Origin of the sequence: Pseudomonas sp. MMS21 TM103 (assembly GCF_022132145.1) — a bacterium.
Lineage (GTDB): Bacteria > Pseudomonadota > Gammaproteobacteria > Pseudomonadales > Pseudomonadaceae > Aquipseudomonas.
This window is the reverse complement of record NZ_JAJISP010000001.1, coordinates 1,000,057-1,023,677: the sequence shown is the minus strand read 5'-3', so window position 1 is coordinate 1,023,677 and position 23,621 is coordinate 1,000,057. Positions and strand designations below refer to the sequence as shown.

24 protein-coding genes and 1 pseudogene are annotated in these 23,621 nt (G+C 64.7%); 16 read left to right on the top strand and 9 right to left on the bottom strand.

From position 1 onward, the window contains the following. Positions 1 to 16 precede the first annotated feature (16 nt). Genes rsmD through LJY18_RS04665 form a run of 3 tightly spaced genes read right to left on the bottom strand, consistent with a single transcriptional unit; the run spans position 17 to position 3,454 of the window. Positions 17 to 625: a 16S rRNA (guanine(966)-N(2))-methyltransferase RsmD gene (rsmD, locus tag LJY18_RS04675; protein WP_238040623.1), complete on the bottom strand. Its 609-nt coding sequence runs from the start codon at positions 623 to 625 to the stop codon at positions 17 to 19. Further along, positions 625 to 2,106, bottom strand: a complete 1,482-nt coding sequence (locus tag LJY18_RS04670) for a M16 family metallopeptidase (RefSeq protein WP_238040622.1) — start codon at positions 2,104 to 2,106, stop codon at positions 625 to 627. Before LJY18_RS04670 ends, rsmD begins: the two co-directional genes overlap by 1 nt. Next, positions 2,099 to 3,454, bottom strand: a complete 1,356-nt coding sequence (locus LJY18_RS04665; RefSeq protein WP_238040621.1) for a M16 family metallopeptidase — start codon at positions 3,452 to 3,454, stop codon at positions 2,099 to 2,101. Before LJY18_RS04665 ends, LJY18_RS04670 begins: the two co-directional genes overlap by 8 nt. A gap of 204 nt (positions 3,455 to 3,658) precedes the next feature. On the opposite strand from LJY18_RS04665, the gene ftsY reads away from it, so the two are divergent. From ftsY to LJY18_RS04640, 5 genes are all read left to right on the top strand, one after another. Then, on the top strand, positions 3,659 to 5,065 hold the full coding sequence (gene ftsY / locus LJY18_RS04660; protein ID WP_238040620.1) for a signal recognition particle-docking protein FtsY: 1,407 nt from the start codon (positions 3,659 to 3,661) through the stop codon (positions 5,063 to 5,065). Beyond that, positions 5,065 to 5,733 (top strand): cell division ATP-binding protein FtsE, encoded by a 669-nt coding sequence (gene ftsE / locus LJY18_RS04655; RefSeq protein ID WP_238040619.1) that lies wholly within the window; start codon positions 5,065 to 5,067, stop codon positions 5,731 to 5,733. Before ftsY ends, ftsE begins: the two co-directional genes overlap by 1 nt. After that, a complete protein-coding gene (gene ftsX / locus LJY18_RS04650; protein ID WP_238040618.1) occupies positions 5,733 to 6,749 on the top strand; it encodes a permease-like cell division protein FtsX in 1,017 nt (338 codons plus the stop codon). The genes ftsE and ftsX overlap by 1 nt, the downstream gene beginning before the upstream one ends. Before the next feature lie 112 nt (positions 6,750 to 6,861). Beyond that, positions 6,862 to 7,716, top strand: a complete 855-nt coding sequence (rpoH, locus tag LJY18_RS04645) for an RNA polymerase sigma factor RpoH (protein WP_238040617.1) — start codon at positions 6,862 to 6,864, stop codon at positions 7,714 to 7,716. Positions 7,717 to 7,777: 61 nt separating this feature from the next. Further along, positions 7,778 to 8,389, top strand: coding sequence for a hypothetical protein (locus tag LJY18_RS04640; protein ID WP_238040616.1), 612 nt, complete (start codon positions 7,778 to 7,780; stop codon positions 8,387 to 8,389). Between the two features lie 116 nt (positions 8,390 to 8,505). Here the strand turns inward: LJY18_RS04640 and mtgA are convergent, their stop codons facing one another. Beyond that, positions 8,506 to 9,240 (bottom strand): monofunctional biosynthetic peptidoglycan transglycosylase, encoded by a 735-nt coding sequence (gene mtgA, locus LJY18_RS04635; RefSeq protein ID WP_238040615.1) that lies wholly within the window; start codon positions 9,238 to 9,240, stop codon positions 8,506 to 8,508. 67 nt (positions 9,241 to 9,307) lie between these two features. On the opposite strand from mtgA, the gene LJY18_RS04630 reads away from it, so the two are divergent. The 5 genes from LJY18_RS04630 to LJY18_RS04610 all read left to right on the top strand — a co-directional run bounded on the left by LJY18_RS04630 (position 9,308) and on the right by LJY18_RS04610 (position 13,357). Next, on the top strand, positions 9,308 to 9,700 hold the full coding sequence (locus LJY18_RS04630; protein WP_238040614.1) for a DUF423 domain-containing protein: 393 nt from the start codon (positions 9,308 to 9,310) through the stop codon (positions 9,698 to 9,700). A gap of 106 nt (positions 9,701 to 9,806) precedes the next feature. Next, on the top strand, positions 9,807 to 10,007 hold the full coding sequence (thiS, locus tag LJY18_RS04625; protein WP_238040613.1) for a sulfur carrier protein ThiS: 201 nt from the start codon (positions 9,807 to 9,809) through the stop codon (positions 10,005 to 10,007). 18 nt (positions 10,008 to 10,025) lie between these two features. Next, positions 10,026 to 10,820 (top strand): thiazole synthase, encoded by a 795-nt coding sequence (locus LJY18_RS04620; protein ID WP_238040612.1) that lies wholly within the window; start codon positions 10,026 to 10,028, stop codon positions 10,818 to 10,820. Positions 10,821 to 10,944: 124 nt separating this feature from the next. After that, positions 10,945 to 11,664, top strand: a complete 720-nt coding sequence (trmB, locus tag LJY18_RS04615; protein ID WP_238040611.1) for a tRNA (guanosine(46)-N7)-methyltransferase TrmB — start codon at positions 10,945 to 10,947, stop codon at positions 11,662 to 11,664. Positions 11,665 to 12,013: 349 nt separating this feature from the next. Next, positions 12,014 to 13,357 carry a DUF1329 domain-containing protein gene (locus tag LJY18_RS04610; protein WP_238040610.1) on the top strand — a complete coding sequence of 448 codons (1,344 nt, stop codon included), beginning with the start codon at positions 12,014 to 12,016 and terminating at the stop codon, positions 13,355 to 13,357. 199 nt (positions 13,358 to 13,556) lie between these two features. Here the strand turns inward: LJY18_RS04610 and LJY18_RS04605 are convergent, their stop codons facing one another. The 4 genes from LJY18_RS04605 to LJY18_RS04590 form a co-directional block, all read right to left on the bottom strand. After that, entirely contained in the window at positions 13,557 to 13,928 is a 372-nt protein-coding gene (locus tag LJY18_RS04605; RefSeq protein ID WP_238040609.1) for a RidA family protein, read from the bottom strand. A gap of 71 nt (positions 13,929 to 13,999) precedes the next feature. Further along, positions 14,000 to 15,562, bottom strand: a complete 1,563-nt coding sequence (locus LJY18_RS04600) for a BCCT family transporter (protein WP_238040608.1) — start codon at positions 15,560 to 15,562, stop codon at positions 14,000 to 14,002. Positions 15,563 to 15,609: 47 nt separating this feature from the next. Further along, positions 15,610 to 16,599, bottom strand: a complete 990-nt coding sequence (locus tag LJY18_RS04595; RefSeq protein WP_238040607.1) for a membrane dipeptidase — start codon at positions 16,597 to 16,599, stop codon at positions 15,610 to 15,612. Between the two features lie 11 nt (positions 16,600 to 16,610). After that, positions 16,611 to 18,053: an aldehyde dehydrogenase family protein gene (locus LJY18_RS04590; RefSeq protein WP_238040606.1), complete on the bottom strand. Its 1,443-nt coding sequence runs from the start codon at positions 18,051 to 18,053 to the stop codon at positions 16,611 to 16,613. A 93-nt stretch (positions 18,054 to 18,146) separates the two neighbouring features. On the opposite strand from LJY18_RS04590, the gene LJY18_RS04585 reads away from it, so the two are divergent. The 6 genes and pseudogenes from LJY18_RS04585 (at position 18,147) to LJY18_RS04560 (ending at position 23,180) form a co-directional block, all read left to right on the top strand. Then, positions 18,147 to 19,049, top strand: coding sequence for a LysR family transcriptional regulator (locus LJY18_RS04585; protein ID WP_238040605.1), 903 nt, complete (start codon positions 18,147 to 18,149; stop codon positions 19,047 to 19,049). Between the two features lie 188 nt (positions 19,050 to 19,237). Beyond that, complete coding sequence (locus LJY18_RS04580) at positions 19,238 to 20,959, top strand: hypothetical protein (RefSeq protein ID WP_238040604.1); 1,722 nt, start codon at positions 19,238 to 19,240, stop codon at positions 20,957 to 20,959. After that, on the top strand, positions 20,959 to 21,705 hold the full coding sequence (locus tag LJY18_RS04575) for a DUF3726 domain-containing protein (RefSeq protein ID WP_238040603.1): 747 nt from the start codon (positions 20,959 to 20,961) through the stop codon (positions 21,703 to 21,705). The genes LJY18_RS04580 and LJY18_RS04575 overlap by 1 nt, the downstream gene beginning before the upstream one ends. 24 nt (positions 21,706 to 21,729) lie before the next feature. Further along, positions 21,730 to 22,461 carry a TSUP family transporter gene (locus tag LJY18_RS04570; protein ID WP_238040602.1) on the top strand — a complete coding sequence of 244 codons (732 nt, stop codon included), beginning with the start codon at positions 21,730 to 21,732 and terminating at the stop codon, positions 22,459 to 22,461. A 72-nt stretch (positions 22,462 to 22,533) separates the two neighbouring features. After that, positions 22,534 to 22,728: pseudogene (locus LJY18_RS04565) on the top strand (DUF1329 domain-containing protein); the annotation flags it as partial. 107 nt (positions 22,729 to 22,835) lie between these two features. Further along, positions 22,836 to 23,180 carry a DUF3175 domain-containing protein gene (locus LJY18_RS04560; RefSeq protein ID WP_238040601.1) on the top strand — a complete coding sequence of 115 codons (345 nt, stop codon included), beginning with the start codon at positions 22,836 to 22,838 and terminating at the stop codon, positions 23,178 to 23,180. A gap of 111 nt (positions 23,181 to 23,291) precedes the next feature. Here the strand turns inward: LJY18_RS04560 and LJY18_RS04555 are convergent, their stop codons facing one another. Further along, positions 23,292 to 23,615, bottom strand: a complete 324-nt coding sequence (locus LJY18_RS04555) for a DUF3392 domain-containing protein (RefSeq protein ID WP_238040600.1) — start codon at positions 23,613 to 23,615, stop codon at positions 23,292 to 23,294. Positions 23,616 to 23,621: the final 6 nt, after the last annotated feature.

The window sequence follows — 23,621 nt, the reverse complement described above, 5'->3', positions numbered from 1 at the left end:
CACCCGCAGGATCTGGTTAGGCGTCTCCACCCTGAGCGCTGCGCTGCCACAGCGCGTAATACACCTGGCCGGCCTTCTGTTCCCGGTGCTGGCGCCAGTTGCCGGGCAGGCCGAGGCTGGAGGGCGGGTTTTCGCTTTCGGTGTAGATCCAGGCATCCTCGGCGAGCCAGCCGTGTTGCTCCAGCAGGTTGCAGGCTGGCAGGAGCAGATTCTGGCTGAACGGCGGGTCGAGAAACACCAGGTCGAATGGCGTGGCGGCCTGGGTCTGCAGATAAACCAGGGCATCGCTTTGCACCAGCTGGCCGTTCTCGCAGTTCAGGGTCTGCAGGTGGCCGCGCAGGCAGGCGATGGCGCTGAGGTTGCTATCCAGCGCCAGGGCGCTGCCAGCCCCGCGTGACAACGCTTCGAGGAACAGCGCGCCGCTGCCGGCGAACAGGTCAAGCACGGTGGCGCCTTCGATGTAGGGCGCCAGCCAGTTGAACAGGGTTTCGCGCACGCGATTGGGCGTGGGGCGCAGGCCGGCGGCCATGGGAAAGCTGAACTGGCGCGAACGCCATTGCCCGCCGATGATCCGCAGTTGGCCATCGCCGCCATGGGCGGTTGCCGCTTTGCTTGGCTTGCGCATTAGTGCTCCGGTACGGCAGGGGGTTGTTCGACGGGGTTGTCGGTAGGGGGCGGCAGTTCTTTCTGTTCGACGGTGGGGCCTGCGGTGACGATCACCAGTGCCTCGGGGTCGAGGTGCTTGGCCATGGCCGCCTTGACCTGCTCGGCAGTGAGGGCCTGGACCTCGCGCATGAAATCTTCCAGATGGCTCAGCGGCAGGTCGTAAAAGCCCATGGAGCCGAGCTGGCCGACGATCGCGGCGTTGCTCGCGGTGGACAGCGGGAAGCTGCCGGCCAGTTCACGCTTGGCGTTGTCCAGTTCCTCCTGGGTCGGGCCACTGGCCAGGTAGTCGCGCAGAAGATCCTTGACCAGTTGCAGGGTGCCGGCGCTGAGTTCGGCGCGGGTTTGCAGGCTGATCATGAATGGCCCGCGGGCCTGCATGGCGCTGAAACCGGAGGAGACGCCGTAGGTCAGGCCGCGCTTTTCGCGAACCTCGGTCATCAGCCGGGTGCCAAAGCCACCGCCACCGAATATCTGGTTACCCAGGTAGAGCGCGGCGTAGTCCGGGTCGCGGCGGTCGATGCCGAGCAGGGCGATCATCAGGTGGGTCTGGTTGGATGGGAACTCGATATGGCTGAGGCCTGCTTGCGGCACTGTCGGCTGAGCAATGATGGGTAGGGCCGGGCCTTGCGGCAATGCGGCGGAAACCTGCGCCGTGAGTGTTTCGGCTTCTTCACGCGAGAGGTCGCCAACCAGCGCGATCACCGTGTTGCCGGCGGCATAGGCCTTGGCATGAAAGGCCTGCAGCTGCTCGCGGCTAATCGCCGGGACAGACTCTTCGTTGCCTTCGCTGGGGTGGCCGTAGGGGTGCTCACCGTAGAGCCGCTCGAACAGTTTCAAGCTGGCGAGCTTGCCCGGGTTCTGCTTCTGGTACTCGAAACCGGCCAGCAGCTGGTTCTTGATCCGCGCCAGGCCATCTTCGGGGAAGGTTGGCTGGCCGATCACCTGATTGAACAGTTGCAGGGCCGGCTCGCGTTTATCCACGGCGCTGAGGCTGCGCAGGCTGGCCACCGCCATGTCGCGGTAGGAGCCGTTGCCGAATTCGGCGCCGAGGCTCTCGAACCCAGCGGCGATGGCGCCGACGTCTTTGCCCGGCACGCCCTCGTTGAGCATGGCGTTGGTCAGCATCGCCACCCCTGGCGCACCGTCATCCTGGCTGCTTCCGGCAGCGAAGGTCAGGCGCAGGTCGAGCATCGGCAACTCGCGCGCCTCGACGAACAGCACCTTGGCGCCCTCGGCGGTTTGCCAGGTCTGGATCTTCAGGTTACGCCGGCTCGGTGCCTGACCGTTGAGCTCGGCGAGGGATTCGATGGCCGTCGACGCGGCGGGTTCGGACTGGCTGCTGGTTTGGTCGGGGCGATTGTCTATCAGGACAAGAACCGCCAACAACGCCAGTACCGCCAGGCCGAGCAGGCCGTAGCGCATACCATTGCGCTTACTCATCATGCTTCTCCTCGGGTAGGACATGGGCGACGCTCAAGCGGTCGCGGGTGAAGAAGGTTTTCGCCGCGCTCTGGATATCGGCTGGGGTGACCGCTTCCAGCTCGGCCAGCTCCTGGTCCATCAGGGTCCAGGACAGGCCGACGGTCTCCAGTCGGCCGATGGCGGTGGCCTGGCTGGTGATCGAGTCGCGTTCGAAGACCAGTCCGGCGATGACCTGGGCACGCACCCGGGCCAGTTCCTCGGCCGAGGGCGGGTTCTGTTGCAGATCCAGCAGCTCGCGCCACAGGCCGGCTTCGGCTTGCGCCAGGGTCTTGCCAGTTTGCACATTGGGCGTGGCGGACAGCACGAACAGGCTGTCGCCGCGCGGCTGGGCTTCATACCAGGCGGAGGCCCCGGAGACCAGTTCCTCGCCACGCTCCAGGCGCGTCGCCAGGCGGGCGCTGTAGCCGCCATCGAGCAGGGTGGCGATCAGGCGCAAGGCATGCACCTGTCGCGGGTTTTCGGCGGTGGCCAGGCCCGGCACGTTGAAGCCCATCATCAAGCTTGGCAGCTGGGTTTTCAGGCGCAGGGTGATGCGCCGCTCGCCCGGTGCGGCCAGCTCCCGGGGGATTTTCGCCGAGGGCACCGCGCGCGCAGGGATGCCACCGAAATAGCGTTCGGCGAGCACCTTGACTTCGCTGGCGCTGACATCGCCGACCACCACCAGGGTGGCGTTGTTCGGTGCGTACCAGGCTTCATACCAAGCGCGCAGCTCCTCGACGGTCATGCGCTCGAGGTCGGCCATCCAGCCGATGGTTGGGGTGTGGTAACCGCTGGCGGGGTAGGCCATGGCCTTGAAGCGTTCGTAAGCCAGCGAGCTGGGCTTGTCGTCGGTGCGCAGGCGCCGCTCTTCCTTGATTACCTCGATCTCGCGGGCGAACTCATCGGCCGGCAGCTTGAGGCTGGCCAGGCGATCGGCTTCCAGTTCCAAAGCCACACTCAGGCGATCGCGCGCCAGCACCTGGTAATAAGCGGTGTAATCGTCGCTGGTAAAGGCGTTTTCCTCGGCACCGAGTTCGCGCAGGATGAGTGAGGCTTCGCCGGGGCCGAGCTTGCGACTGCCCTTGAACATCATGTGCTCGAGGGCATGGGACAGGCCGGTCTGGCCGGGCGTTTCGTAGCTGGAGCCGACCTTGTACCAGAGCTGGGAAACCACCACGGGCGCGCGGTGATCCTCGCGGACGATGACCTTGAGGCCATTGTCCAGGCTGAATTCGTGGGTTGGCTGTGCGGCGGCGGCCAAGGCCGCCGGCGGCATGCAGAGCGCAGCGAGGAACAAGGCGGCGGCGCGTTGGACTGTCATCTTCATCAATTGTCGACCTGTCGGACGGACCCGCTTGGACTTAGCGTCGGCGGGCGCGGAGGTGCTAGGATACGCATCCGTTTTACTGGCGGCCACGTCTGGTATGTGGTCTGAATATTACTGTGCGGTTTCTTCAGCTTTTTCCCGCCGCGCAGGCAATGTCGTAGACCCGCCCACAGGCGCGTCGCACCTTTGAGATAGCCGTCCTCCATGTTTGGTTCCAACGACGACAAGAAGACCCCCGCACCCAGCGCTACGCCGCCTGTGCCGCCATCTGCCGAGAAACCCGCGGAGAAGAAGGACCTGTTCGGCTGGTTGCGCAAGAAGCCGCAAGAGCCTGCCAGCAATCCGCTTCCGGTTGCCCCTGAGCCGATGCCTGAACCTGCGCCGCAAGCGCCAGCCGCCGAGACCGCTGCACCAGCGGTCGAGCCGGTTGCGTCACCGGCCAGTGCCGAGCCCGCTATGACGCCGACGCCGACGCCGACGCCGACGCCGGCCGAGTCTGTGGCCGAGCCGGTGCAGGCGCCGCGACCTTCGCGGTTCCGCATCAATGCCGGCAGTGAAGTGCTGCATCCAGTCGTGCACCAGCCGGTACCCGAGCCGCCGGTGCCGGTGCCTGTTGCGCCGATCATAGAACCGCCTGCGCTCGCCGAGGCTCTGGTCGAACAGAACAAGCCGGGCGATAACCAGGGTGGCTGGTTCGCCCGCCTCAAGCTGGGCCTGTCGAAGACCAGTGCCAGCCTGGGCGAGGGCATGGCCAGCCTGTTCCTCGGCAAGAAGGCCATTGATGACGAGCTGCTCGAGGAAATCGAAACCCGCTTGCTGACCGCCGACGTCGGTGTCGAAGCCACCAACCTGATTATCCAGAGCCTGACCCAGAAGGTCGCGCGCAAGCAGTTGACCGACAGCGGCGCCTTGTACCAGGCATTGCAGGACGAGCTGACGGCGCTGCTCAAGCCGGTCGAGCAGCCGCTGCGCGTGGATCAGACCAAGCAGCCCTATGTGATTTTGGTGGTTGGCGTGAATGGCGCCGGCAAGACCACCACCATCGGCAAGCTGGCGAAGAAACTGCAGCAGGACGGCAAGAAGGTCATGCTGGCTGCTGGCGACACCTTCCGCGCCGCTGCCGTTGAGCAGTTGCAGGTGTGGGGCGAGCGCAACAGTATCCCGGTGATCGCCCAGCACACCGGGGCCGATTCGGCATCGGTGATCTTCGATGCGGTGCAGGCCGCCAAGTCGCGCGGCATGGATGTGCTGATCGCCGATACGGCCGGACGTCTGCACACCAAAGACAACCTGATGGAAGAGTTGAAGAAGGTCCGCCGGGTGATCGGCAAGCTGGATGACACGGCGCCCCATGAGGTGCTGCTGGTGCTGGATGCCGGCACCGGGCAGAACGCGATCAATCAGACCAAGCAGTTCAACCAGACGGTGAACCTCACCGGTCTGGTCCTGACCAAGCTGGATGGAACCGCCAAGGGTGGGGTGATCTTCGCGCTGGCCAAGCAGTTCGGGCTGCCGATTCGCTATATTGGCGTCGGCGAAGGTATCGACGACCTGCGTACCTTCGAGGCCAACTCTTTTGTCCAGGCGCTGTTCCAGTCGCGGGAATCGTAATGATCAAGTTCGAGCAGGTCGGTAAGCGTTACCCCAATGGTCACGTCGGGCTGCACGAGCTGAGCTTTCGCGTGCGCCGCGGCGAATTTCTCTTCGTCACCGGTCATTCCGGTGCCGGCAAGAGCACCCTGCTGCGCCTGCTCCTGGCGATGGAGCGGCCGACCACCGGCAAGCTGCTGCTGGCCGGGCAGGATCTGGGGCAGATCACCAACGCCCAGATCCCCTATCTGCGCCGCCAGATCGGCGTGGTGTTCCAGAACCACCAGCTGCTGTTCGACCGCAGCGTGTTCGACAACGTCGCCCTGCCGCTGCAGATCCTTGGTCTGTCCAAGCCGGAGATAAGTAAGCGTGTCGGTGCGGCGCTCGAACGCGTTTCATTGGCGGACAAGGCCGAGCAGTTTCCCGGCGAACTGTCCACCGGCCAGCAGCAACGCGTCGGTATTGCCCGCGCGGTCGTGCATCGACCGGCCTTGCTGCTCGCCGACGAGCCGACCGGCAACCTCGACCCGCGCCTGGCGGCGGAGATCATGGGCGTGTTCGAGGACATCAACCGACTCGGCACCAGCGTGCTGATCGCCAGCCACGACCTGGCGCTGATCGCGCGTATGCGCCATCGCATGCTGACCCTACAGCGCGGCCGCCTGATCGGCGATGGGGAGGCAGTCTGATGAGCGCCACCCGCATGCCACCACCCCAGCCGGCGCAACGCGTTGGCGCCGCGCCGAAAAAGCACGAAGCAAAAATCCCGGGCGATGAACCGGACTTTCGCAGCCAGCTCGCCGCCTGGCTGGAAAGCCACCGCGCCAGCCTGGTCGACAGCCTGCGCCGCCTGACCAAGCAACCGATCGGCAGCTTCTTCACCTGCCTGGTGATGGCCGTGGCCCTGAGTTTGCCGATGGGCCTGGCCCTGTTGCTGGACAACGTCGAGCGCCTCGGCGGTTCCTGGCAGCGCGCCGCGCAGATATCCCTGTTCCTGCAGGTCGACGCGAGCGAGGCCGAAGGCCAGGCGCTGCGCGAACAGATTGCGGCGATGGACGATGTCGCCGCGGCCGACTGGATCAGTCGCGAGCAGGCCTTGCAGGAGTTCCAGCAGCAGTCCGGGCTGGGCGAGGCACTCAAGGAATTGCCGGAAAACCCGTTGCCGGGGGTGGTGCTGGTAACGCCCCGGGAAGTCGACAAGGACACCCTGGAGGCCCTGCGTCTGCGTCTGGCCGACTTGCCCAAGGTGGAGCAGGCGCAACTCGATCTGGTCTGGGTCGAGCGGCTGACGGCGATTCTCAGCCTGGGGGATCGCTTCGTCTTCGGCCTGACCCTGTTGCTGGTGATGGCGTTGTTGCTGGTGATCGGTAATACCATTCGCCTGCACATCGAGAACCGACGTACCGAGATCGAAGTGATCAAGCTGGTCGGCGGTACTGACAGCTATGTGCGCAGGCCCTTTCTTTATATGGGCGCGCTCTATGGCCTGGGTGCCGGGCTGCTGGCCTGGCTGGTGCTGGCCTATGGCTTGGGCTGGCTGAACGATGCGGTGATTCGCCTGGCCGGGTTGTACGGCAGCGACTTCGCCCTGGCGGGTGTGCCGGCAGGCGACGGCCTGTCATTGCTGCTCGGCGCAGTGCTGCTAGGCTATATCGGCGCCTGGCTGGCGGTCGCCCGGCACCTGAACGAATTAGAACCGAGATAGGTAAGTTATTGTTTTCGTTGATATTGACTATGTGTAAGGGAACTTGTAGAAGCGTTCCTAGTCTTATTGCTCAGTGTTACACTGCGTTCGATTCGTGAGTCGGAGGATCCACATGTCCACTTCTTTGCAACCTGTTCATGCTTTAGTCCCGGGTGCCAACCTGGAGGCTTACGTGCATGCGGTCAACTGCATACCGCTGTTGACCCCTGAGCAGGAGCGCGAGCTGGCCGAGAGTCTCTACTACCAGCAGAACCTCGAAGCCGCTCGGCAAATGGTGCTCGCCCACCTGCGCTTTGTCGTGCATATCGCGCGCAGTTATTCCGGTTATGGCCTGGCCCAGGCCGACCTGATCCAGGAAGGCAATGTCGGCCTGATGAAGGCGGTCAAGCGCTTCAACCCGGAAATGGGTGTGCGCCTGGTGTCGTTCGCCGTGCACTGGATTCGTGCCGAAATCCATGAGTTCATCCTGCGCAACTGGCGCATCGTTAAAGTCGCCACCACCAAGGCGCAGCGCAAATTGTTCTTCAACCTGCGCAGCCAGAAGAAGCGTCTGGCCTGGTTGAACAATGAGGAAGTGCACGCGGTGGCGGAAAGCCTGGGGGTCGAGGCGCGCGAAGTGCGCGAAATGGAAAGCCGTCTGACCGGCCACGACATGGCCTTCGATCCGGCCACCGAGGCCGATGACGAAAGCGCGTTCCACTCGCCGGCCCAGTACCTCGAAGATCACCGCTACGATCCGGCACGCCAGCTCGAGGCCGCGGACTGGAGCGACAGCTCTGCCGCCAACCTGCATGAGGCCCTCGACGGGCTCGATGAGCGCAGTCGCGACATCCTCTACCAGCGCTGGCTGGCCGAGGAGAAAGCCACGCTGCACGAGCTGGCCGCCAAGTACAACGTCTCTGCCGAGCGTATCCGCCAGCTGGAGAAAAACGCCATGAACAAGCTCAAGGGCTCGATCGCGGCCTAGTGGCTGCATCACCCGAACAAGCCGCACCCTCGTGCGGCTTTTTTTCGTCTGGAGAATGCGTATGAAGATGCCGCCCCTGCGCGTGCAGCATGGCCTGATCTTTGTTGTCGTCGCTCTACTGTTCTTCGCCTGGGGCGCCTGGCTGATGCGACCGCAACCTGCGGCGGCGCCACTGCCTTGGTTGGCCGAGTGGCAGGCCTCCGTACTCGAGCCCTTGGCCGATGACCGCCTGACTCTGGCGATGTTGAGAGCCCAGGTCGAGGGCGAGCTTTGGCTGCAGCCGCCGCGCCTGCTCTATCGTACGGACTGGCAGGCGAGTGGCACGCCCTGGACGCTGGAAGCCGAACTCGGTCTGAGCGATACCGAGCGCGACAGCCTGATGGCCGCGATGGGGGTGGGCGTACGCGACGCGGAGCAGCCGCTCAGCAAGCAACTACTGGCCAAGTTGGGCACGCATGCCATCGTGGCTCTGAGCCTCAAGCCGCAGCAGGCCGTGGCCGCTGAGCGGCTGGTCAGTAGCGTCGGCCAGCCGCGCCTGCGGCTGGAATTGGGCGAAGGCCAGGCCTGGGTCTATCCCGAGGCGGGGCTGACGGCTCACACCGAAGACGATCAACTGCTGCTGCTGCGAGTGGTGCCACGTGATGCGCTGCATCAGGGCCAGAGCAACCCCTAGCCCTCGGGCTGATAGCGACGCTCCCCGCGCGTTGCGGGGGTGTGGTGACCCCCGGATACCCGCCGGGCTGGCGGCTCTGATCGCTGCCAATTAGTGGGCGATCGTCGCTGGACTTCTCAGGCTTTGAGCCACTTCGGCCACCAGCCCTGATGCGCCGCTTGCAGTCGGCTGAGGTAATGGCTGCCGCCGAGTTGGCGCATCTGCTGGCGAATCCAACGGGCGCGCCGGCTGACCTGGGCGCTTGGCTGGCTGGCGCTGCGTTGGCGTGGGTTCGGCAGCACGGCGGCCAGCAGGCTGGCCTGTTGGGCCGACAGGTAGGGCGCGCCGATATTGAAGTGATGCCGCGCCGCGGCTTCGGCGCCGAATATTCCGGTGCCCCATTCGACGCTGTTGAGATAGACCTCGAGGATTCGCTGTTTCGGCCAGAGCAGCTCGATCAGGCCGGTAAACCAGAACTCGATGCCCTTGCGCAGCCAGCTGCGGCCCGACCAGAGAAACAGGTTTTTCGCCACCTGCTGGCTCAGCGTGCTGGCGCCACGCAGCGAGCCGCCTTGCTGGTTGTGCACCAGCGCGGCGCGAATCGCGGCGATATCGAAGCCCCAGTGCTCGGCGAATTTCTGATCCTCGCCGGCGATCACCGCGATTTTCAGGTCGTCCGGCAGTTCGTTCCAGGGGCGCCAGCTGCGCTCCAGGTCGATCGGTTTGCCGTCGATCCAGGATTCGACCTTGCGTTCGACCATCAGGGCCGTGCCAGGAGGAGGCACCCAGCGCAAGACCAGCACCAGTAGCGCCGAGCCGGCCATGAGGCAGAGCAGCAGTTTGAACATGAGGCGGCGAATGGAGCGAAACATGCGGGCTTGGCCAGGGGGATTTTGCCGGCCATTATAGCGGCCGGTTTGCCCTTGTCTGGAGTGATGCATGGCGCGTCTATGGTTGTTGCTGTCTGCCTTCACCGGTTTTACCGGTGTCGCCCTGGGGGCTTTCGCCGCCCACGGCCTGAAAAGTCGGCTGAGTCCCGAGCATCTCGCGGTGTTCCAGACTGGCAGCCACTACCAAATGATCCACGCCTTGGCCCTGTTCGGTGTCGCCTTGCTGGCGCTGCAGGCGCCTGGGCGATGGGTGAACCTGGCCGGAGGCTGTTTCGCCCTGGGCATTCTGTTGTTTTCCGGCAGCTTGTATCTGCTCACCCTCAGCGGCATCGACGGGCTCGGGATCATCACACCGTTCGGTGGCCTGGCCTTTCTGGGCGGCTGGCTGTGCCTCGGCCTGGCGGCCTGGCGCTTCACCGGGCGCTTGCCGGCACAGGGTTAACCTGACCCTCGCGTCAGAGTGCTGGACGAATGGCGCCCTTTAGCCTTGGTCATCGCCCGTGATCGGGCTAGAATGCCCGCCCCTCCCAAGTTGTGACCGCCCCGTTATGCGTATTCAGTTGAACGGTGAATCTTTCGAACTGGCCGATGGCGCTACCGTTGCCGACCTGATCGGCCGTCTGGATCTGACTGAACGCCGGGTAGCGGTCGAGCTCAACCTGGATATAGTGCCGCGCAGCCAGCATGCCGCCACCGCGCTTTGTGACGGTGACCGGGTCGAAGTGGTGCACGCGATTGGTGGCGGTTAACCCGCACTGGAGTTTGCAATGAGCCAAGTTCGTAACGACAAGCCTTTTACCCTGGCCGGCCGTACCTACCAGTCACGTCTACTGGTCGGCACCGGTAAATACAAGGATCTCGATGAGACCCGCGCGGCTATCGAAGCCTCGGGGGCAGAGATCGTCACGGTTGCCGTGCGCCGCACCAATATCGGCCAGAACCCGGGTGAACCGAACCTGCTCGACGTCATCTCGCCTTCGCGCTACACCATCCTGCCCAATACCGCCGGCTGCTACGATGCCGAAGAGGCCGTGCGCACCTGTCGCCTGGCCCGTGAGCTGCTCGATGGTCACAAGCTGGTCAAGCTGGAAGTCCTGGCCGACCAGAAGACCCTGTTCCCCAACGTCATCGAAACCCTCAAGGCCGCCGAAGTGCTGGTTAAGGACGGGTTCGACGTGATGGTCTACACGAGCGACGACCCGATCATCGCGCGTCGGCTGGCCGAGATGGGCTGCATCGCGGTGATGCCGCTGGCCGGCCTGATCGGCACCGGGCTGGGTATCTGCAACCCCTACAACCTGCGCATCATCCTCGAAGAAGCGACCGTGCCGGTGCTGGTCGATGCCGGCGTGGGCACCGCGTCCGATGCCACCATCGCCATGGAGCTGGGCTGCGAGGCGGTGCTGATGAACAGCGCCATCGCCCATGCGCAGCACCCGGTGATGATGGCCGAGGCGATGAAGTATGCGATCGAAGCCGGCCGTCTGGCCTATTTGGCCGGGCGCATGCCGAAGAAGCTCTATGCCAGCGCGTCTTCCCCGCTGGACGGCCTGATCCGCTGAGCCTGTTGATAATCTGCTGCGAGCAGCGGGCGGGTTAGCCGAAGGCGAAACCCGCCTGCCGTCCAATTGGCCAGCAGTGCGGCAGCTCAATACCCCCAAGAACAACCGATTTGAAGAGCCCCCGATGACCGAATCGCACCAACCCCCGGCTGTAGCCGAGGACAAGCGCCCGCACCGCGCCATCAAGAGTTTCGTGATGCGTGCCGGACGCATGACCGAAGGCCAGCAGCGCGGCCTTGACCAGGGCTGGGCCAAGTTCGGCCTGGAACTGGAGGCCGGCGCCGTGGATTTCGATGCGCTTTTCGGCCGCAGTGCCCCGCGGACCCTGGAAATCGGTTTCGGCATGGGCCAGTCCCTGCTGGAGATGGCGGCAGCGGCGCCTGAGCAGGACTTCATCGGTGTCGAGGTGCATACCCCGGGTGTCGGCGCCTTGCTCAACGGCCTGATGACGCAGAACCTCGGCAACGTGCGGGTTTACAGCTGCGATGCCCTGGAAGTGCTGCGCAACTGCGTGGCCGACGCCAGCCTCGACCGGCTGCTGCTGTTCTTTCCCGATCCCTGGCACAAGGCGCGCCATCACAAGCGGCGTATCGTCCAGCCGGCGTTTGCCGAGTTGGTGCGGCAGAAGCTCAAGGTCGGTGGCGTGCTGCACATGGCCACCGACTGGGAGGCCTATGCCGAATACATGCTGGAAGTGATGAGCGTGGCGCCCGGCTACCGTAACCTGGCGGCCGACGGCCGTTGCGTGGAGCGCCCGCAAGAACGGCCGGTGACCAAGTTCGAGCGGCGTGGCGAGCGTCTCGGCCATGGCGTCTGGGACCTGAAGTTCCAGCGCGAGAACTGATAGCCAGTGAAAAAACGCTCGCCGGCCGCTTCCCGGCGCCAGCCTTGTCGCGCAGGGCGCTGGATATGTCCAGAGCCTCTGGGCTGTTGTTAACCTATCGACCTAGCGCGCGCCCAATGCCAGCGCCGCTATAGGTAGCCGCAACTCAAGCAGAACATCCGTTGCAAGCGCTGCCCCGGCAGCGTGACCCGGCTGAACCACAGCCACAGGACGATTGCACAAGATCGGGACCACCCGGCGCCAGGACGGCCCTCACCGCAACACCGAAGCGCATCAATCCCGAGCCCTTTTGCGGGCCGGGCACAAAAAAGCAGGGGCGCCAGACGCCAGCTGCGGTGAGGAGTTCGTTGTGTTGAAAGTCTGTTCAATTCTGCTGCTGACAGTCGTTGCGCTGCAGGCGCAGGCCCAGGTCGACAGTGCCCAGGCCGCGCGACTGGGTCAGGATTTAACCCCGCTGGGTGGCGAGCGGGCCGGCAATATCGCCGGCACCATTCCCAGTTGGCAAGGCGGGCTGGCCCTGCCTCCGGCCAATTACCGGCCCGGTATGCATCACCCCGACCCCTATGCCGACGATGCGCCGCTGTATCGGCTCGACAGCCAGAACCTCGGCCAGCACCAGGAGCAATTGCCGGCCGGCCTGAAGATGCTGCTGGAAAACAATCCGGATTATTTCCTGCGCGTCTATCCGACCCGGCGCAGCGCCGCAGCGCCGCAACGGATCTACGATGCCACCCGCTTCAACGCCCAGAATGCCAAGTTGATCTCCGACGGCAATGGCGTCGAAGGCGTTGCGGCAGGTATTCCCTTCCCGCTGCCGCAGAACGGCCTGGAAGCTATCTGGAACCACATCATGCGCTACCGCGGTGAGCAGCTCAGCATGGTCACCAACCAGGCTGCAGTGCTCGCCAATGGCGATTACAACCTGCTCAAGCTTGAGCGTGATGTCTACTTCCGCTATGGCCGCGAAGGCATGAGCCCGCAGGACCTGGATAACACCCTGTTCTATTACAAGTACAAGGTGCTCGCGCCGGGCATGCTGGCGGGCTCCGCACTGGTGGTGCAGGAAACCCTCGACCAGGTGTTGGCAATCCGCAAGGTCTGGCGCTACAGCCGCGGCGAACGGCGCGTGCGCCGCCTGCCGATGCTGGCCTACGACACCCTGCGCCCGGATACCAGCGGCCTGGTCACCGCCGACCAGGTCGATGCCTACAACGGTGCGCCGGATCGCTACGAGTGGCAGCTGCTCGGCAAGCAGGAGATGCTGGTGCCCTACAACAGCTACGCAGTGCACCAGCAGGGCATTGCCTACGAGAAAATCCTCAAGCACAACACGCTCAACCCCGAGCTGTTGCGCTATGAGCTGCACCGCGTGTGGGTGGTCGAGGCCGACTTGCGCAAGGGCTTCCGCCACCCCTATGGCAAGCGGCGCTTCTACCTGGATGAGGACAGCTGGCAGGTCCTGGCGGTCGATCTGTACGACAAGAATGGCGAGCTGATGGGGCTGCAGGAAAGTCATCCGATCAGCTACTACGAGGTGCCGATGTTCGGTAGCACCCTGGAAACCGTATACGACTTCAAGGGCGGTCGCTATTTCGTCGACGGCCTGGACAACAACGAGCCGATGTACGACTTCAATGCCCGGCTCGATCCGCGCGACTTCACCCCGCAGGCCCTGCGCCGCGACGGTAACTGAGGCTCAAGCCAAGCGCAAAAAGCCGCCCAGCTGGGCGGCTTTTTGCTGTGCGCGGCGCCGTCCTCGCTTGTGGCGATTGGGCGCTGGTGCGCGAGGGGTAGGTGCCCCTGGGTTGGTGTGGTGGCCGCTTCAGGGGGTGAGTGCCAGGCACTCGACGCGCCAGCCGGTTGTGCCGAGCGAGCGCGTTAGGCAATGCGGATCAGGCGACGGCGTAGACCACCAGCTCCACCAGCATTTCCTCGCGGGCCAGGCCGACGATGACCATGGCCGCGCGGTTCGGATAAGGCGCGCTGAAGTATTCGGCGTAGACCGCGTTGACCGTGGCCAGGTAGCTGCGCTCGGTAACGTAAATCAGCACCTGGGTCACCGCATCCATGCCCAGGCCCGCGCATTCGAGGGTGTGCTTGAGGTTGTCCAGGGTCTGTCGGGTTTGCGCCTCGATGCCGCCGGGCACCACCTGGCCCTGGGCGTCGATGGGGATCTGCGCGGTGTACAGGGTGCCGTTGCCGATCACCGCCCACTCCAGCGGGGCCTTGGACGGGAACAGCTGGGTTTTCACGGCCTGTTTCATTGCGTGCTCCTATTTGCTGGAGAATAAAAAAGAGGGAGGCGGCGGCTGCCGCGCTCCCTCAAAGGTGGGGATTAGAGGCCTTGCTCGTCGGCCATGCGCCGGGCGATCTGCGGTGCGTTCCACAGGGCCGGCAGCAGCACCAGGGACACCGGCACAGCGGTGATCACGATGAACGATTGCAGGGCGCTGATGCCCCCCGAGCCGATGGAAATCAGCAGGGCCGCTACCACGCCCATCATCACGCCCCAGAACACACGGATCTCCGAACGAGGGTGATCGGTGCCGGTCATCACCATGGAGATGGTGTAGGTCATCGAGTCACCGGTGGTGGTGACGAAGATGATGGTGAGAACCAGGAACAGCACCGAGATCAGGTAGCCCAGCGGCAACTGCGCGGTGATCGCCAGCAGGGCACCGGGCAGGTTGAAGCCGGCGAAGGCCTCGGACACCGAACCGGGGTTGCTCAGCTCGAAGGCCAGGCCGCTGCCGCCAACGATGGTGAACCAGAAGCAGGTGATCAGCGGCGCCACTATCGAGATCATCGTCACCAGCTCGCGGATGGTGCGCCCACGGGAGATGCGCGCGACGAACATCGCCATCAGCGGGCCATAACCGAGGAACCAGCCCCAGAAGAACACCGTCCACCAGTCCAGCCAGGCCGGGTCGGCGCGGAAGGTGGCCATCGGGATGAACTTGTCCAGATAGATACCCATGGACTGCACGTAGGCATCGAAGATGAAAGCGGTCGGGCCGAACAGCAGGATGAACAGCATCAGCACCACCGCCAGCACCACATTCAGCTGACTGAGCAGTTTGATCCCGCGGGTCACCCCGGATACGGCGGAGAGGGTGTAGATGCCGACCAGGATGAAGATGATGGAAAGCTGGGTGCTGTAGTCGTTAGTGATGCCGAACAACTTCTCCAGGCCGAAGCTTACCTGCAGGCCGAGGAAGCCGATCGGCCCGATGGTGCCGGCGACCACCGCCAGCACGCAGCAGGAATCGATCAGGGCGCCGAACCAGCCGGTCATGACGCGCTCGCCGAACAGCGGGTAGAGCAGGGTGCGTGGCTTGAGTGGCAGGCCTTTTTCATAGTGCAGGTGCATCAGCACGATGCCACTGAGGCTGCCGAGAATCGCCCAGGCGAGGAAGCCCCAGTGCATGAAACTCTGCGCCAGCGCGTTGTAGGCCGCCTGTGAGGTGCCCGTCTCGCCGCCATACAGTGGTGGTGGGGAGAGGAAGTGGGCCATCGGCTCGGCCGCCGCCCAGAACACGCCGCCGCCGGCGAGCAGGGTGCACATGATGATCGACACCCAGGTGTAGGTCGGCATCTCCGGGGTCGCCAGGGCGCCCAGGCGCACCCGACCGGTACGGCCCATGGCGAGGAGCAGACCAATGACGAAGGTCAGCAGTAACAGTACCTGCCAGTAGGCGCCAAACAGCTTTGTCGACCAGGCGAAGGAGCTGTTGACCCAGAGTGTCATCGACTCGATGTCCCACAGGGCGAGGGCGGCAAACAGCAGGATGAAGCCGCCGCTGATGAGGAACACCGGCACATCGACATCATGCAGCAGTTTGCTCTTGTAGCTCATGGCGGGACTTCCGAGATGGGTCGCCGGTTGCGTGCTATTCATTACAGCCTCCTGACAAGAATCTTGTACTTGTTGGTTGTTCAGGGCAGTTAAGGGGCGGGCTTGAGGCCCTGCTCCAAGGTGTTGAGCCAGTTGAGACCCATGACCTTGGCGGTGTCTTCGGCGCTGAAGCCGCGCTGCAGCAGGCCTTGGGTGATGTTCGGGAAGTCGCGGCTGTCGCCGAACCAGGTCAGCGGCTTGGGCCAGTCGGCGTTGCTCGCCGAACCTTCGCCGTAATCGACCTGCTTCGACCAGCGGCCGCTGCGCATCCACTCCAGCACCGACTGCGGCTGGTTCTGGCACAGGTCGGTGCCGATGCCGATGTGCTCGATGCCCATCAGGTCGGCGGTGCGCGCGACCATGTCGCAGAACTGCTCCAGGCTGCAGTCCGAGCCGTTGTGCAGGTGGAATGGGTACAGGCTGAAACCGAGTAGGCCACCGGAACGGCCCAGCTCGCGCAGCACCGTCTCCGACTTGTTGCGCTTGGCCGGATGGAAGAAACCCGGGTTGGCGTGGGAGATGATGATCGGCCGGCTCGACAGCTCGATCGCCTCCAGGGTGCTGCGTTCGGCGCTGTGCGACATGTCGATGAGCATGCCGACCCGGTTCATCTCGGCGATCGCCTGCTTGCCGAAGCGGGTGATGCCGCTGTCGCTGCCCTCGTAGCAACCGGTGGCCAGCAGGCTCTGGTTGTTGTAGGTCAGCTGCATGATCAGCAGGTTGAGCTGGCGGAACACTTCGATCAGGGCGATATCGTCCTCGATCGGCGAGCAGTTCTGCGCGCCGAAGAAGATCCCCACCTTGCCCAGCTGCTTGGCCCGGCGGATGTCGGCGGCACCGACCACCGGCATGATCAGGTCGCCGTGCTGCTCGAAGCGGCGGTTCCACTCGCCGAGACGGCTCAGGGTTTCGCGGGCATTCTCGTGGTACACCAGGGTCACGTGCACCGCAGTGACCCCTCCCTGGCGCAGCTGGGTAAACAGCTCACGGTCCCAGTTTGAGTACTGCAGTCCGTCGATCACGATCAGGTCGTCATGCATGGCACACCCCCTCAGGCACGGATGTAGGTGGTCTTGACCACGGTGTAGAACTCGCGAGCGTAGGTGCCCTGCTCGCGTGGGCCGAAGCTGGAGTTCTTACGGCCGCCGAACGGCACGTGGTAATCGGTGCCGGCAGTCGGCAGGTTGACCATCACGCAGCCGGTCTTGGCGCGACGCTTGAAGTCGCTGGCGTATTTCAGCGATTGGGTCATGATCCCGGCGGTGAGGCCGAAGGCGGTGTCGTTGAGGGTGGCCAGGGCCTCCTCGTAGTCGGCGACCTTGATCACGCAGGCGATGGGGCCGAACACCTCGTCGCGGTTGATCTGCATGTCGTTGCGGGTGTCGACGAACAGCGCCGGGCGCATGTAGAAGCCCTCGTATTCCTCGTCGATGCGCTCGCCACCACAGGCCAGCACCGCGCCATCGGCCTTGGCCTGCTCGATGTAACGCAGGTTCTGCTCGAGCTGCTTGCCATCGATCACCGCGCCGATCTGCACGCCTTCGCGCAGCGGGTAGCCGACCTTGAGCTGACCCATGCGCTCGACCAGGGCGGCGACGAAGCGGTCGTGCATGCCGGCGGTGACGATCAAGCGCGAGGAGGCAGTGCACTTCTGCCCGGTGCCAAAGAAGGCACCGTTCAGCGCGCAGTCCACGGCCAGCTCCAGGTCGGCGTCGTCGAGCACGATCAGGGCGTTCTTGCTGCCCATTTCCAGCTGGCAGCGGACGAAATTGGCGGCGGTGGCGCCAGCGACCTTACGCCCGGTCTCGACCGAGCCGGTGAAGCTCAGGGCATCGATCTTGGTCGAATGGATCAGCGCGTCGCCAACCGTGGCGCCGCTGCCCATGAGCAGGTTGAAGGTGCCGGCCGGCAGGCCCTGGCGGGCGATGATCTCGGTCAGCGACCAGGCGCTGGCCGGTACCGCATTGGCCGGCTTGAACACCACGGCATTGCCGAAGGCCAGCGCCGGGGCAATCTTCCAGGCCGCGGTGGCCATGGGAAAGTTCCACGGGGTGATGATGGCGACCACGCCGACCGGCTCGCGGCGGGTTTCGATTTCCACGCCGGGGCGCACCGAATCGGCGGTCTCGCCCATCTGCCGCAGCACTTCGGCGGCGTAGTAGTGGAAGAACTGGCCGGAGCGGTAGACTTCGCCCATGCCTTCGGCGAGGGTCTTGCCTTCTTCGCGGGCCAGCTGCTCGCCAAGTTCGGCCTTGCGGGCGATCAATTCGTCACCGATCGCGGTCAGCACCTGGTAGCGCTGCTCCAGGCCGCTGCGTTGCCACTCGAGCTGACCGGCGATAGCCGCGTCGAGGGCCTGCTCGATTTGCCCGGCGTCGGCCTGGGCATAGTCGCCCAGCACATCCTGGATGTTCGCGGGGCTGATATTACGGATAGTCGCGGAGCCCGTGAGCCACTCGCCATTGATGTAGTTAGCAAAGATATCGCCGGACATATGCACCTCCTCTCAAACTGTTAGCGAATGGTAGGCGCCGTTTTCGATAAACTAAAATCAGTTGTAAATATTGTTTGATAAGGAAAACTTACCGTGCTTCCCGACCTCAAGATCGTCCAACTGCGGCACTTCGTCTGGGTGCATGAGCTGCAGGGCTTTCATGCCGCCGCGGAAAAGGCGCACCGCACCCAGCCGGCGATTTCCCTGTCGATCCGCGACCTGGAAGGCAAGCTCGGTCAGGCCCTGTTCGAGAAGCGCAACGCCCGCGCGGCCAGGCCGGAACTGACCCCGTTCGGCGTGCAGTTCATGGCCTACGCCAAGGAGTTGATCGCCCACCATGACCGGGTGATCAAGGACATGAGCCTGATCGCCCAGCACAAGTCCGGGCATTTGCGCATCGCCTCGGTGCCGTCGATCGCCAGCCGCCTGCTGCCGGACATCCTCACCCGCTTCATCGGTGATGCCACCGACCTGCACGTCAGCCTGTTCGACGACAGTTCCGAGGTGGTGCTGGCAATGGTCGAGAATCAGCAGGTCGACTTCGGCATCGCCAGCCTGTGGGAGGCGGAGAGCGACATCCGCTTCATCCCGATCTGGGAGGACAGCATCGGCGTGGTCTGTCGCAGCGACCATCGGCTGGCTGATGAAGTCGAGTTGAGCTGGCAGCAACTGCGCGGCGAGCGGCTGATCGCTAATGGCACCTCACGCCTGCTGGCGGACACCGCCGCCGAAGAGCTGGTGGTCGACGCGCAGTTCTATATGTCCAACATGATTTCCCTGCTGGCCATGCTCGAGGCCGGCATGGGCATAACCACCCTGCCGCGCTTCGCCTTTCCGTTGGAGCACAGCCAGCTGCGCTTCATTCCGCTGAGCGAGCCCCTGGTGGTACGTGATATCGGCATCGTCTGCCTGGCCAATCGTTCGCTGCCGGTAGCGGCCCAGGCGCTGTTCGACTTCATCCTGCGTGACAACGAGCTGGATCCGGAGCAGGTCTGAACACGCTTTAATCTGATCGGTATGGCGTTTTAGATAAGTTTCCCTTATCGGCTGATAGGGCGATCTGAATTGCCCTGCGTCGGCCCTTGGACCACCATCGACGGCAGATAACAACAACCCGCCGTGTCCCGCTTGGCCCTCAGTAGGCCCAGTGCCGGGTACGGCTTGCGCCAGTCGAGGGCACCTGTATGAGCATTCCTTCAAGCATCGACTCTGCCAAGCTCGGGGCCCAGGCGGTCCGCCTGCGTCCGGCCCATGTGGTCATGGACCTGGAGCGCCTCGGCAGCCTGCACCAGAGCCGGTTGAGTTTCATGCGCAGTCTGGTGCGCAAGATCATGCGCGAGGGCTGGCAGATCGAGGCGCGGCGTTTCGAGCTGGATGCCGAGGGTTATGGCACGGTGATCTACCGGGTGCAGACCAGTGGCGACCTTTTCAGCTTCGTGCTGTTTTCCCAGTACCTCGATCCGGACAAGCGCAATGACCGGGTGATCGCCAGCGAGTGGGACCTGACCATGGCGCTGTGTGAGGGCGAGGTGGACGACGCCTACGTCGAGTACCTGCGCCTTAACGTGCCGTTGCAGGAAGCCGGGCGCCTTGACTCGCGGGTGATGGTGCTGTCGCGGGCCAACCGCAGCGTGCGCAACTTCGACAGCGTGGTGGCGGCCCTGAGTGCCGGCCAGCAGCCCGAGGTCGAGCAGATCGCCAAGGTCGGCTACCTCTATCGCACCACGGCGGTGTATGGCAGCGGCAAGCTGGGCATGGCCGACTGGGAGAAGGTCAGCAGCAAGCACCCGGACTTCGCCCGGCCGTTCGCCGCCGAGATGTTCAACTGCTTCATGCTGCGCAACTTCAGCCTGCAGCAGGCCGAGCACATCGCCCGCCAGCGCGCGCCGGGCACTGCTGTGCCCATGCAGCCGGCGCTCAAACGCTACTTCGGTATCGGCAACTCCACCGGCCTGGGCATGGCGCCCTACCTGATCAATCACCCGCAGCTGATCAGCCGCTGGATCGAGATGCGTGAGCTGGCCCTGGCGCGCGTGCGCGGCCTTGGCCAGGTCACCGCCGAGCGCCTGGCCCGCCTGCAGGCGCTGGTCGTGCGCGGCATCGCCCATATCCAGCAGACCGTTACCGAGGACGACTGGCAGACCGGCAACAACCGCCAGGTGCTGGAAGACTTCGCCGCGCTGCAGGACTGGCTCGCCAGCCACCCGCTGCGCAGCTGGGAGCAGTTGTCGAGCTGGGCTGAGCAGCGGCTCAGCCTGCAGGGGCAGGAGCTGCTCAACTGCATCCTGCTGGAGCTTTACCCGGAGCTGGTCGACAGCCTGGAAGACAGCTTTTCCCTGGTCGAATCGCTCGAGCTGCAACCCGAGATGCCGGCCGCTGAACTGCAAGCCCTGATCGAGCGGCACTACGCCTGGGCCCTGGCCATTGACTTCACGGCCGACGGCGCCAGCGAAACCTTCTGGTACCGCTCCGAGGAGAAGCAGGAGCCGCGCCTGGGCAACTGCAGCCTGGAGAGCGGCCGCGACAAGCAGATGCCGCTCGGCATCGGCTACCTGGCGCAGCAGTGTCATCGCCAGCTGTGCGCCTACCTGGCCGAGCAGCCCGTGCAGTGCACCGCCAGCTTCCTGCTGCGGCATCCCGAACAGCGCGGCATCGTGCGGCGCATGCAGAGCATGGCCAAGACCCATTACGGCGAGATCCAGGCCAACCTGCTGGATCGCCAGGTGCTGCCCATGCACCTGCTGCGCTGCAAGCTGGCGTTCTTCGGCGTCAGCAAGTTCGACCCGCGCTCGCGTCTGTGGGTGCGCAACACCATGTTCCAGGGCGCGCCGCTGCTGGAGGATATCGGCCAGCCGTTCGAGGACGACTGGTTCCTGCCCCTGGCCCCGACTGAGGAGAAGTGCTGATGCTGATTTCATCGAATGAATTGACCGCCCTGCTCAAGCGGGTGTTCGAGGGCATGGGCTATCCCGTCGGCTACTACGAGGACGCCGCTGCCCTGGTTAAATGGCTGCAGGTGCATGGCGAGCAGGGCTTCGGCGAGCTGCAGCGTGCCCTGCCCTATGTCGCCGACAGCCAGCGCCCGCCCCTGCAACTCCTTGCCGAGGAGAGCCAGGCGCTGCTGTTCGACTGTCATGGCCGCAGCGGCCTGAACTGCCTGCCGAGCATCGTCGAGCTGGCGCAGACCAAGGTGCTGGAGCAGGGCTGCGTCAACGTCAAGGTGCGCAACTGCCACAACCGCAAGTTCATCCTCAAGCTGCTGGTCGACAGCGCCCGTTGCGGTATCAGCGTGCTGGCCTACTGGCAGAACGGCAAGCAGCCGGTCAGCGAGCATGTCGCCAGCATCGCCGCCGGAGCCCGCTACCCCAGTTACAGCGAGGCCCTGCTGGCCGATCCCGCCACGGCCGACACCCAGACCCTGACCCTGCTGCTGAGCACGCGCATCGACCTGCAGGGGCAGCTGCACGGCAGCACGGGTCAGCGCAGCGGTTATCGCCAGGTCAGCCCCGAGCAGTTTGCCCGCGCGGGCGAGGGCGCTCTGGAAGGCGGCATGGATATCTCCATCGAACTGTGGCAGCAGCTCAACCAACTGGCCGAAGCGGTGCTGGTGGAAAATTCCGAGCAGTCGCGCAGCGGCGCCGGTGGCCGTTAACGCAGCCTCGGCGGACGGGCCTTGATGGACTACAGCGCCAGCGAATTCCTGGCGCTGTTGATCGTGCTGGGCGGCAGCCTGGTGCAGGGGCTGCTGGGCATCGGCTTCGGCCTGCTGGCCGCGCCGCTGCTGTATCTGCTCGAGCCCGGCTATGTGCCCGGCCCGGTGTTGCTGCTGGGTTTTCTCCTGGCGAGCTGCATGCTGCTTGGCAATCGCCAGGCGCTGGCCTGGCGTCGGCCCTTGCCGGCCATTCTGGCGCGGCTGCCCGGCGCCTGGTGCGGTGGCCTGCTGCTGGGCCTGCTGCCGAGTGCCTGGCTCGGTCTGCTGCTCGGTGCCTGCGTGCTGTTGGCGACCCTCACCAGCTACCGCTGCCTGGAGGTTCGCTGTAACCCGCGCAACCTGGCCATCGCCGGTTTCTGCTCGGGGCTGATGGGCACCGCCACCTCGGTCGGCGGCCCGCCCATGGCCCTGGTCTACCAGACCTGCGGCCGCATCAGCGCGCGCGATGAACTGGCCGCCTTCTTCCTGATGACCACCCCGGTCTCGGTGCTGTTTTTGTTTTACCAGGGACGCATGCCCCTCGATTATCTGCACAGCACGCTCAAGCTGGCGCCCGGCGTGGTGGTCGGCTATGCCCTGGCCCGCTGCCTGGACGGCCGTTTCGACAAGCGCAGCCCGCGTCAGTTGTTGCTGCTGCTCTCCCTGCTGGCGGCCGGCGGGTTGCTAACGCACAGCCTTTGGCAGTTGTTGGGTTAGGGCGAAGTTTCGGCCTGTTGCCCGGCCCCTGACTATTGCACCGGCAGCGCCGTGGAGGTGATCGAGGCCTAGCTGCACAAGGGCTTCCGCCACGCCTATGGCAAGCGGCGCTGCTACCTCGATGAGGACAGCTGGCAGATCCTGGCGGTCGATCGGTACGGCAAGCATGGCGAGCTGACGGGGCTGCAGGCGAGTCATCCGATCGACTACTCCGAGGTACCGCTGCTCGCTGGCACCCTGGAGACCGTGTACGACTTCACCCCCGGCCCTGCGCCGCGACGGTAACTGAGGGCCGGCCAGGGCAGGCGGCTTTTGTGCGCCGCAGCGAGTGGACGTAAGCTCGCAGGGGTGAATGAATCGCTGGAGGAGACCCTATGGCGACATCTTCGAAAGCGCGCGTCCGCCCGGTGAAATACCGCGGCTGGTCGCAACAGGTAACCCAGACCAGTAACGCTCTGGATCTTGATCCTGGCGTCTTCACCTGGGGCGACCCGCTGGCCATTGCGCTATCGCTCAAGGCCTCGGCCGAGCGCAGCACCAGGCGCAAGGCCACGCCCTTCGCTTCGGCGATGGCGATGCTCAATTTCTATATCAATCGTGCCGGGCGGCAGCTTCCCGAGCCGCGCCGGGCCTGCCTGGAGGCCGCCAAGGATGAGCTGCGGGCGCTGTTCGGCCGGCCGCGCCGGCGTCCCGCCAAGAGCGGCGCCGCGCGGGTCTAGCAAGGCGGTACGGCGCTTGCCAGGGATTCGAAAACCGACCCAATCCCCTGTTGCCTGTGGTCAGGCCCTCGGCTGTGCTCGCCCGGCAGTATGCCTGGCTGGCGGCGCCGCTTAGCTGCGATCGGCCAGCACGCCGATCAGGAAGAACACCAGCAGCAACACCGGCGCCAGGGTGTAGTTGTTGAAGTGGCCAAGGCCCTGGGCCAGCCAGGGGGTGAGGAAGACCATTGCCAGGCCGTAGCCGACCGCGCAGATCAGGACGAAAATCAGGGTGCGGAAGATGAAGTTGAGGCCGCCGATGCTGCGTTGCACCCAGGCATTGATGCCGGGGCCGAACAGCACCAGCAGGGTGGCCATGATGGCCAGGGCGATGTCATGCAGGTGGCCGCGGCTCCAACGCGACAGGGTGGCGATCAGGTCGAATAGCAGGTCCAAGCGGGG

Bases quoted from the DNA above. Each gene is read 5' to 3' on its own strand.
- LJY18_RS04605 (WP_238040609.1), bottom strand. From the start codon at position 13,928: ATGAAACAGGCCGTGAAAACCCAGCTGTTCCCGTCCAAGGCCCCGCTG.
- rsmD (WP_238040623.1), bottom strand. From the start codon at position 625: ATGCGCAAGCCAAGCAAAGCGGCAACCGCCCATGGCGGCGATGGCCAA.
- ftsY (WP_238040620.1), top strand. From the start codon at position 3,659: ATGTTTGGTTCCAACGACGACAAGAAGACCCCCGCACCCAGCGCTACG.
- mtgA (WP_238040615.1), bottom strand. From the start codon at position 9,240: ATGTTTCGCTCCATTCGCCGCCTCATGTTCAAACTGCTGCTCTGCCTC.
- LJY18_RS04570 (WP_238040602.1), top strand. From the start codon at position 21,730: ATGGACTACAGCGCCAGCGAATTCCTGGCGCTGTTGATCGTGCTGGGC.
- trmB (WP_238040611.1), top strand. From the start codon at position 10,945: ATGACCGAATCGCACCAACCCCCGGCTGTAGCCGAGGACAAGCGCCCG.
- LJY18_RS04670 (WP_238040622.1), bottom strand. From the start codon at position 2,106: ATGAGTAAGCGCAATGGTATGCGCTACGGCCTGCTCGGCCTGGCGGTA.
- LJY18_RS04590 (WP_238040606.1), bottom strand. From the start codon at position 18,053: ATGTCCGGCGATATCTTTGCTAACTACATCAATGGCGAGTGGCTCACG.
- LJY18_RS04575 (WP_238040603.1), top strand. From the start codon at position 20,959: ATGCTGATTTCATCGAATGAATTGACCGCCCTGCTCAAGCGGGTGTTC.
- rpoH (WP_238040617.1), top strand. From the start codon at position 6,862: ATGTCCACTTCTTTGCAACCTGTTCATGCTTTAGTCCCGGGTGCCAAC.
- LJY18_RS04560 (WP_238040601.1), top strand. From the start codon at position 22,836: ATGGCGACATCTTCGAAAGCGCGCGTCCGCCCGGTGAAATACCGCGGC.
- LJY18_RS04620 (WP_238040612.1), top strand. From the start codon at position 10,026: ATGAGCCAAGTTCGTAACGACAAGCCTTTTACCCTGGCCGGCCGTACC.
- LJY18_RS04580 (WP_238040604.1), top strand. From the start codon at position 19,238: ATGAGCATTCCTTCAAGCATCGACTCTGCCAAGCTCGGGGCCCAGGCG.
- thiS (WP_238040613.1), top strand. From the start codon at position 9,807: ATGCGTATTCAGTTGAACGGTGAATCTTTCGAACTGGCCGATGGCGCT.
- LJY18_RS04595 (WP_238040607.1), bottom strand. From the start codon at position 16,599: ATGCATGACGACCTGATCGTGATCGACGGACTGCAGTACTCAAACTGG.
- LJY18_RS04665 (WP_238040621.1), bottom strand. From the start codon at position 3,454: ATGAAGATGACAGTCCAACGCGCCGCCGCCTTGTTCCTCGCTGCGCTC.
- LJY18_RS04600 (WP_238040608.1), bottom strand. From the start codon at position 15,562: ATGAATAGCACGCAACCGGCGACCCATCTCGGAAGTCCCGCCATGAGC.
- ftsE (WP_238040619.1), top strand. From the start codon at position 5,065: ATGATCAAGTTCGAGCAGGTCGGTAAGCGTTACCCCAATGGTCACGTC.
- ftsX (WP_238040618.1), top strand. From the start codon at position 5,733: ATGAGCGCCACCCGCATGCCACCACCCCAGCCGGCGCAACGCGTTGGC.
- LJY18_RS04640 (WP_238040616.1), top strand. From the start codon at position 7,778: ATGAAGATGCCGCCCCTGCGCGTGCAGCATGGCCTGATCTTTGTTGTC.
- LJY18_RS04630 (WP_238040614.1), top strand. From the start codon at position 9,308: ATGGCGCGTCTATGGTTGTTGCTGTCTGCCTTCACCGGTTTTACCGGT.